The organism is Virgisporangium aurantiacum (assembly GCF_016863635.1).
GTDB lineage: Bacteria > Actinomycetota > Actinomycetes > Mycobacteriales > Micromonosporaceae > Virgisporangium > Virgisporangium aurantiacum.
Genome location: NZ_BOPG01000125.1, coordinates 26,151 through 34,562, shown reverse-complemented (window position 1 = coordinate 34,562; position 8,412 = coordinate 26,151). Strand labels below are relative to the sequence as shown.

The 8,412-nt window shown below is 68.6% G+C and carries 8 protein-coding genes; all 8 read right to left on the bottom strand.

What is annotated here, in order from left to right; translation table 11 throughout:
• Positions 1-365: 365 nt before the first annotated feature.
• The 8 genes from Vau01_RS60895 to Vau01_RS60865 all read right to left on the bottom strand — a co-directional run bounded on the left by Vau01_RS60895 (position 366) and on the right by Vau01_RS60865 (position 7,942).
• A complete protein-coding gene (locus tag Vau01_RS60895; protein ID WP_239153076.1) occupies positions 366-2,147 on the bottom strand; it encodes a peptidoglycan D,D-transpeptidase FtsI family protein in 1,782 nt (593 codons plus the stop codon).
• A 62-nt stretch (positions 2,148-2,209) separates the two neighbouring features.
• A complete protein-coding gene (locus Vau01_RS64375) occupies positions 2,210-2,440 on the bottom strand; it encodes a hypothetical protein (protein WP_239153075.1) in 231 nt (76 codons plus the stop codon).
• A gap of 252 nt (positions 2,441-2,692) precedes the next feature.
• Entirely contained in the window at positions 2,693-3,655 is a 963-nt protein-coding gene (locus Vau01_RS60890) for a hypothetical protein (RefSeq protein ID WP_204013954.1), read from the bottom strand.
• Positions 3,652-4,176: an RNA polymerase sigma factor gene (locus Vau01_RS60885; RefSeq protein ID WP_204013951.1), complete on the bottom strand. Its 525-nt coding sequence runs from the start codon at positions 4,174-4,176 to the stop codon at positions 3,652-3,654. The genes Vau01_RS60890 and Vau01_RS60885 overlap by 4 nt, the downstream gene beginning before the upstream one ends.
• Before the next feature lie 286 nt (positions 4,177-4,462).
• Entirely contained in the window at positions 4,463-5,029 is a 567-nt protein-coding gene (locus Vau01_RS60880; RefSeq protein WP_204013948.1) for a hypothetical protein, read from the bottom strand.
• Between the two features lie 117 nt (positions 5,030-5,146).
• Positions 5,147-5,989: a hypothetical protein gene (locus tag Vau01_RS60875; RefSeq protein ID WP_204013945.1), complete on the bottom strand. Its 843-nt coding sequence runs from the start codon at positions 5,987-5,989 to the stop codon at positions 5,147-5,149.
• 381 nt (positions 5,990-6,370) lie between these two features.
• Entirely contained in the window at positions 6,371-6,661 is a 291-nt protein-coding gene (locus Vau01_RS60870; protein ID WP_204013942.1) for a hypothetical protein, read from the bottom strand.
• A 291-nt stretch (positions 6,662-6,952) separates the two neighbouring features.
• Entirely contained in the window at positions 6,953-7,942 is a 990-nt protein-coding gene (locus Vau01_RS60865; RefSeq protein WP_204013939.1) for a hypothetical protein, read from the bottom strand.
• Positions 7,943-8,412: the final 470 nt, after the last annotated feature.

Genomic DNA, 8,412 nt, shown 5'->3' with positions numbered 1-8,412 from the left:
CCCGCAGGGCCGGGGCCTGTCGTTCGCCGACAAGGACCCAGCCAAATACATCGAGGAGAACAGCTAGCAGCCGTACTGCCGCTCGGCGCGGACGCGAGGCTGTCGGGCTGGCCGCGGTCCGCGACGACGACTGGTACGACACAACCGCCCACGCCGTCGAGATCGCGTTGCTGTCGGCCGCGACCGGTGGTCTCGTGCTCGGGAAGATCAACCTGATCCCCGAGGAACCGTATGCCGAGCCGCACCCGCTGACTCCCCCGCCGACTCCCCCGCCGCGCCCCGACGACCGCGTCGTCGATCTCGTCACGCGGCTTGGGTCAGACCATGCCGGCCCACCAATGGTTCGTTCAGCACCGGACACTTTGTTACGGGAACACCTTGAACGTGGGCGCTGGGGCGTCCGTCGGCGGCACCTGGTACTTGATCAACGTGTCGGCCATCATCTGGCTGAATGCCGGTGCCATGCTCGCGCCGGTGATGTCTGGGCCGTAGGCGTACACGGCCACCACGAACCGGGGCGCGTCGGCCGGCGCCATGCCGATGAACGACGCCACATGGCGGTCGTCGACGTATTTGCCGTCGACGACGCGGCTGCTGGTGCCGGTCTTGCCGGCCACCCGGTAGGCCGCGATCGCGGCCTGTGTACCGGTACCGCCGTTCACCACCACCGGCGCCTCCAGCAGCTGGCGCAGTTCGGCGGCGTGCGTCGGGTCAAGCACCTGCCGGGTAGTCGGTGGCGGTGACGCGGCGAACCTGCCGTCGGTTCCGATCGTGCCTTTCACCAGGTGCGGCTGGATCCAGGTGCCGTTGTTGGCGATAGCGGCGTACACGGCGGCCATCTGCAGCGGGGTGGTCGACACGCCGTTGCCGATCGGGATCGAACCGTGGCTCGTTCCGCTCCAGTCCTTCGGGGCGCGGACGATGCCGGGCGCCTCGCCGGGCAACCCTTCCCCGGTCGGCTCGCCGAGCCCGAACCTGCGCTGGTACTCGTAGAGCTTGTCGGCGCCTAGGTGGTCGGCGACCAGGATCGTGCCGACGTTCGACGAGTACGCCATGATTCCGGCGAGGGTCATCGCGGTGTCGGTCTTCATCGGGTGCGAGTCGACGAACTCCTGGTCGCCCTTGACGATCTTCGGCCCGACGATCACAGTGGTCGACGGCGTGACCTTGCCCTCGTTCAGCGCGGCGCCCATCACGATCGCCTTGTGCGTGGAGCCGGGGTCGACCAGCATCCCGGTGGTGGTGTCCATCCACAGCTGGGGATCCGGCGGGGGCTTGGCGGCGTTGAAGCCGGGGTAGCTCGCCTGGGCGAGCACCTCGCCGGTCTTGACGTCCGTCACCACCGCGGCGCCGATCGACGCCTTCACGGCGCGCAGCCGTTCGGCGAGGATGTTCTGCACCTTGAACTGCAGGAACTGGTCGATGGTGAGCTTGAGCGACTGCCCGGGCCGGGCTGGGATGGCGCTGTGCAGGCTGCCGGGGATCTCCCGGTCGAGCTTGCCCCGGCCCGATTCGAAGACGCGCTTGCCGTCCTCGCCTTTGAGGATGTCGTTATACTTCAGTTCCATGCCGGTGCGGCCGATCAGGTCGCTGTCGGTGAAGCCGATGACCGAGGCGGCCAGGTCGTTCCCGGGCACCTTGCGGCGCTCCTCGCGGGCGGCCCACACGCCGGCGAGGTTCAGCGCGGTCACCTCGTCACCGAACTCGATGGGAACGCTCCGGGCGAGGTACTCGAACAGCACCGGTTTGCCGTTCTTGTTCGTGTGCGGTGACAGTTTTGGGATCAGCTCCGAACGTGGGATGCCGATCTGCCCGAGCACCGGCGCCAGCGCGTCGGCGGTCGCTTCGATGTCTTCGACCTGCGTAGGGTCGGCGTAGATGTACCGTGTCTCGACGCTGTACGCCAGCAGGTTGCCGTTCCGGTCGACGATCGCACCGCGCGGCGCCGGGATCACCTCGGTCCTGAGGCGCTGCTCCAGGCCGCCGGCGGCGTAGGCCCTCGCGTCGGTGAACTGCAGCACCACAAGGCGCCCGCCGATCACCGCGAAGAGGGCGAGGGCCAGCGCGGTCGCGATCCGCAGTCGCCGTTGCGGTCGGCCCGGTCGCGGCGGCGCCACGCCATGGTTCAGCTTCGGGCGGACGGGCATCCTCCGATCGCCCCTGCGCGAGCTTCGCGCGTCGCGCCCAGCGGTACGTCCACGTCCAGTGCCTACGGCGCCCGCCCGCTCGCCTGCTCCGGCGCCTCTTGCCGGGCCGCCGCGCCCTCCGCGACCGGCACCGTCATCCACGCGCTCGCCGGAACCGCTTCCGCCGCGCCGGGTGCCCCGGGCACCCGCGGCGCCAGGACGGCGGTCGCCACCGCCGCGCCCGGCCGCGCTCTCCCGCACGGTCCGCCCGCGCGGGGCGTACCGGCGCGCGTCGGCCAACGCGCCTCGCTCACTCGTCGTCCGCTGACCGGCCCGGCGCTCGGCACCAGCCCGATCGCCTGCTCTTTCATTACCGGCCGACCCGCGGCCGCTGTCGCTCGTACGCCGGCGCGGGTCGGCCCGCGGTGGGTCATTTCCCGGCACGATCAGCCTCCGAACCATTCAGCGTCACAACGAGCGGGGGAAACACGGATCCTGGCTCTGCCGTTGTCAGTGCGCCGCGGCTGGCCGGCTCGGTAACAGGTTGCGATCCGGCCGGTAGCACCTCAGCCGGTTTGGTCGGTGTAGCCGCGGTTGAGGTAGACGGTGGTCCAACGGCCGGGTCCGATGCCCGAGGCCATGAGTTCGCCGCTGCGGGTGTCGAACAGCAGCGCTTCGGTGCCGTTGTCGCCGGTTGGGTGTGGCCCCTTTCCGGTCGGCGCTGTCACCAGGAATCCGGCGCCCACATCGGTCTGCGTCTCGCCGACGCAGGTTATGCCGGCCGTGGTGGCGAGGAAGCGCAGTACCGCAGCCCGGTGCGCGGCGTCGAGGACGCGCGCCGCGTTGAGGTCTGCGACACCGACGAGCGCGGCCGAAGGTCCGTTCTCCCGCGGCTGGTACAGCTGCTTGGCCATCGCGGCCGGCTCCGCCCTGGGCATCGGGCGTAGCTCGCGCTCGCCGGCAGCGAAGGTGTGATCCTCGTGGGCGGCGCGCAGCATGTTGGGATGGGCCAGGAAGAACGCTCGTGACGCGTCGTCGCGGTACTGCACCGGTCCGCGGTCGGCGACCCGTCGCCCCGAACCGTCGGCGGCGCTCCACAGCTTCACCTCGACCTCCCACGTCGCCGAAGCGAAGGTGCTCGTGCCGGGAACCTCGCTGGAAAGGCCGCCAAAACTGCGGGTGTGCAGGTACTCGTGCCGGCCCGTCCCGCCATCGTACGGTGCCGGGCCGAGGTGGTTGGCGAGCGCGGCCAGGCAGTTGGACGAGTCCTGGATCGCTGTAGACCCCGGCATCGGCCCGAAGGCGAGGCGATTGCCGGGCAGCATGAGCCCTACAGCGACGGCGACGGCGACGGTCGCGACAGCCACGGCGAGCCCGGTGCGCCGGGTCGTGCGGCGCGGCGGGACGGCGTTGTAGGAGGTGATGTCGGTGGCGGCGCGGCGTAGGACCGCCTCGGCGTCGCCGCGATCGACGACGACACCCCGGGCCGGATCGGCGCTCTCCAGCAGCGCACGGACCTGCTTGCTCATCGTGTTCCTCCGATCCGGACAGGGGCGGCTGCGGGCTGTTCGCGCAGCAGGGCGACGAGTCGTCGGCGGGCCCGGTGCAGCCGGACCTTCGCGGTCGCGGTGCCGCAGCCGACGACCTGGGCGGCCTCGCTCATGGACAGCTGCTCCCAGCCGACGAGCCGCAGGATCTCCTGGTCGTCGTCGGACAGCCGGGCCAGCGCGGTGCGCACGTCTACGAGGCGAGCGATGCCGTCGTGCCGGTCGACTTCCGGCATCTCCCCGGCCGCGAGCACTGGTGGGGCGGCCCGCTCGGCGCGCCAGTGGTTGGCGAGCAGGCGTCGTCCGACGCCGTACAGCCAGGGCAGCGTCCGTGCCGGCACTTCCCACCGCCGCCGCCAGGCGACCAGGAAGACCTCCTGAGCGAGCTCCTCCGCTGCGGCGATTCCGCCGAGCCTTCGCAGGCCGTAACGCACAACGTCCTGGTAGTGCCGGGCGTAGATGCCGCGGAACCAGTCGGCGTCGCGTTCGTGGACGACGTTCATGTCCCTCTCTGTGTCCGCCGGCGGCCAAAGGTTACAAGGCACAAACCGCGTTCTCAACACGCCGATCAAGCGACGACAGGGCGCGTTGAGTAACGTCATCGCGCGCGGTATCCCGCCCTCACCGGGCGGGAAGTCCACGAATCTGGCCGCGGAGCGCGCGGGTTGCTGAGACGGATTGACCCGGGAGGAAAACGAGAGCGCAGCGCCCGGTCGGTCAGACCTCGACCGGACGCTGCTGCCGCCATCGGGTCCGCCGAGAAGCCGACACGTCGGCGCGTCAGGACGGTCAGCCCACCGCGTAGATCAGGGTGACGCTGTTGTTGTTCTCGTTGTACTCGGTGAAGTTGGGTGTGTCGATCTGGATCGTGAACGTGTAGGTGCCAGGTGTGCGCGGCGCCTGCCACACGTAGGTGAACTGGCTGAACGACCCCACCGGCATGTTGTTGCCGTAACAGGCGAGGCCGGGCCAGTGGTAGCCCCCGCAACTGCCGATGGGCCAGCCTCCGTCGAACGACCCGGCGCGAGGGACGATGAACTCGTCATCCGATGCCGGGTCCCAGATCACGAACACCTCGCGCGGGGCGGGCCCTTCAGGCCACTCCACGGGTCCGGTCAGCCCACCGGTGCGCCAGCCGGTGCTGGTTACCCGCACCGTGTAGCTGTGGGTGCCGCCCGGAGCGACCAGAATCGGTAGCGACGGGGCCGTCGACGCGGTGACCGTGAAGTCCGCCCATAACCGGTAGCACGTGGGGCCGGTGCACGGTGCGGCCTCCGCCGGGCCGGCTGAGACAACGGCGCCGATCAGCACGAGGGCAGCGGTGAGGAAGCGCCGTAACCATGAATCACGGGACATGGCCCGACGCTAGAAGTCGAAATCCGTGCGATCAACGCGGCCGCCACGACCCGACACCAACTAAAACTCAATTGGACCGTGCACTCATCTGGCGTTGATCGCGGTCGGTCATGGCGCTCATCGTGGGTCTCGCACCGCTGTGTCCGGGTGTGCCGGTGGGAGGGCGATGGCGGTGCGTAGGTCGGCCAGGACGTCGGTGGTGCCGGGCGGGGTTGTGAGGGTGGCGTGGTAGGTGGTGTCGACGGCTGCGAGGAGCGTGTCGTCGGCGCGTGCGGCGATGAGTGTGTAGAGCGCTGCGACTTCTGGCTGGTGGGGCGGCGGGTCGGTGTCGTTGACGGGTCCGAACCGGATGGTGACCTGGCCGGTCGTCGGGTGGCCGCGCCACGTGGTGAACGCGGCGTCGAAGTCGGCGGCCTGCGGTGGTGGTGATGTCCCGGCGTCGAGTGCGGCCAGCGCCGCCGCGACCCAGTCGGGTCCGGCGAGTCCGGCGTTGACGCATGCCCGGCGGGCGGACCAGCGGGCAACCTGCCGCTGGATGTCCGGGCCGGCGGCGTCGATCTGGTCCAGCAGGTCCCGGTCGAGCCGGGCGAGGTTTGCCGCCCGGTCGGAGATCTCGCGGAGCCGGTCGGTGGGCAGTCGACCGCCCCAGAATCGTTCCTCGTCGGCGCGGACCCACTCCTGCTCCTCTCGCCGCTGTTCGCGCAGCTTCTCTTCCGCAGCCCGTCGCCGTTCCTCGGCTGTCGGTGGCGGCGGGAGTTCCCGGGCCGTGCGGTGCCAGGAGGCCGCGGTCGTGGTGGTCTGTCTCAGTACCCGGTCGGCCGAGGGGGGGCTCGGGCCAGAACTGCACCAGGTAGCGTTCCGGGTGATCGGGCTGGTCGGTGTGCTCGTTGTCCATCCCCGTCGCGCAGTAGCGCACCCGGTGGGCGACCGGATCGACGTCGAGCGGCCAGGACGCCTCACCGGCCCACTGCACGAGCCCGATGTCGCTACCCGTCGGGATGAAAGAGGCCTCAACCATCTCCTCCCACCGCCGGCCCACGGGCGGCTGCCGGTCGTGTACCTCCACCCGGAACGGCAGACCTCCGGTGTGCAGACCGGTGACCAGGTACAGCCGTCCCGGCACCGCCGCGCCGCACAAGCCGTTGTCCTGCCCGGCAAACGCCGTCTCCAGACAGAACTCGACATCGAACCACTCCTCGACCATCGACGGGTCGTCAACGCACTCCACATAGATCTGCCCGTAATGGACGACGACCTCACCGTCGAAGAGCACCCGCATCCCCACCACACCATGATCACCCAGATCGGCGCACCGACCACCATGATCGACAAATCCAAGCGTCAAGCACTTGGCTCAGCGCGCACATGCGTGCCGAGGCGCTTCCACATTTCGAGCGGTACGGCTCGTTCGATGGCCATTTCACATTCCTGCAGGAGCGGATCGTCACGCTGGCCGGGCGGGGCGGGAAGTGGATCGACATCAACGTCGACGAGGCGTGGGCCTACATACACCTGATCCGCGGTGACATGGCCGACGCGACGGCGGCGGCCAGCACGCCGACCTGGCGCCGTGCAGAGCAGTGGGTCCATTCCCTGGGTCCGCGAGGCATACGAGCGGATCACCACGGTCATGTCGGGGGTCCGGCCGCGATCCGGTCAAGGCGCTCGACCTGCGTCGCGACAACGCCCGCCGCACCGCCAACGCCCTGCACGTGCCGGCACCGGAACTGTAGCGGCGGTCGCCGGCCCGGCGGTCAGCGAACGTAACCCTGTCGCTCCTCGATCGCCCGCATGCAGCCTTCCAGCAGGGGCAGTCCGCGCCCCCGCCGGCTACCAGGTCGTCGAAGACGACCCGAAGACCGCCACCGGGCGCCTCCACGCCGCCGAGGCTGCCGAGTGACCCGACCTAAAGTGTTCTCGGAGCTAGTCTTGCCACCCGCCGATGCCTTCCCAGAACAGCACGATGACTTGGCGGACCCCATATTTGCTCAGTCCATCGGCCTGTGCAGCTGTTTCCCGCATGAGTCGGACTCCGCCTTCGCGATTGAGTTGGTGGCCGATTGACCTGAGCTCGACCGCGTGGCTGATCCAGTCTGGTGGAGCTCCGCCGCTGGAAATGATGGCGTCAAGATGGCGACAATCTGTAGCCTGAGACTGTTGCTCTTTGTCGAGCTCGCCGTAATGCACTTGATTGAAGTCCAAGAGCTCGGCGATGCGGCGGGCAATCTGCGCTCGTTGTTGTTCGCTTGCGGAGTCTGCGGACCGATTGCTTGGGCTGCTGGAGAGTGGACTGGACGGAGTTGGCTGCTGGTCCAACGGAGCGACCTGCACGTTCGAGGAATCGACCGAGTTCTTCGCGCCACACGATGGACAACGAGTGAGGGTCCGATTCTGATACCGCACTCCGTCCGCCCATCGGTGCGCACACCGCCCACATCCGATCCAGACCAGAAAATTGTCGACCTTGCCCCGCGCGGCCAGATTGACACTGCGCGGATTACCGGCAATCGAGCCGGCAGGAACTTGATATTCCGCCGATTCGGTGTCCTGCTGCCATGGACGCAATCGTTCGAGATACAGCCCTTCAATGTCCAAGCCCCATGTGCCGTCCGGGGTTTCCACCACTATGTAGTACAGCTCCCGATCGACGTGTTCGTTGCGTAGGAAGGTCTTCGCCCGCTCCGCGTCGGGGCCGGCGAGGGTCAGGTAGCTGGCCTGCCCGTTATATTCCACTCCGCGCACCGTCAGACCAGCATCGGCAACCCGACGTTTCCAGTGATCTATAGCCGCACTGTCGGGGAAGGCGATCCCCTTTCCATCCGGCGTCGGCCTCGGCGTCACCACCGTCGTAGCCGATGCCGAGCCTTCTTCGATCGCCGGATTATTCTTCGGGCGCCGCTTGAACAAGCCCATTTTCGGACTATACCGCCGTATCCGCCATCGCGACACCGCCGTTGGAAGCGTACTTCGCGTCGGATCATCGGTAGATTCGGTTTCGAATGCATCGAAGGGCGACGTGCGCCTATGCCACGACCTGCGAACATCTGCCGCCGACGACGCTCGGTAGCAGAGATTTATGGCAGTGCTTCGTCAAGCGTCAGCGCGAATGCCGGGCCGGGCCTGCGCAGCTGCCAACCGGCGGCCAGTGCCTGATGGATGCCCGCGGCCACGGTCGCCGGCAGAACAGACGCCCTTGGTGGGCCGAGTCAGTTCCCGCGATGCGCGTACGGAAGCGCCACGACCACCGAAATGCGATGCCATCGACGACGATGCGCCGGGATCCTTTGCTTGCCAATGTCACGACCGCGGCCGGTCAAGATCCCGAAGGTCACTCAACGGCAGCCGCACCCGACGGTAAGCAGCACCAAGCCACGCCCAACCTG

Coding starts and splice junctions, on each gene's coding strand:
- Vau01_RS60895 (WP_239153076.1), bottom strand. CDS start 2,147: ATGCCCGTCCGCCCGAAGCTGAACCATGGCGTGGCGCCGCCGCGACCG.
- Vau01_RS60890 (WP_204013954.1), bottom strand. CDS start 3,655: ATGAGCAAGCAGGTCCGTGCGCTGCTGGAGAGCGCCGATCCGGCCCGG.
- Vau01_RS60885 (WP_204013951.1), bottom strand. CDS start 4,176: ATGAACGTCGTCCACGAACGCGACGCCGACTGGTTCCGCGGCATCTAC.
- Vau01_RS60880 (WP_204013948.1), bottom strand. CDS start 5,029: ATGTCCCGTGATTCATGGTTACGGCGCTTCCTCACCGCTGCCCTCGTG.
- Vau01_RS60870 (WP_204013942.1), bottom strand. CDS start 6,661: ATGACCGTGGTGATCCGCTCGTATGCCTCGCGGACCCAGGGAATGGAC.
- Vau01_RS60865 (WP_204013939.1), bottom strand. CDS start 7,942: ATGGGCTTGTTCAAGCGGCGCCCGAAGAATAATCCGGCGATCGAAGAA.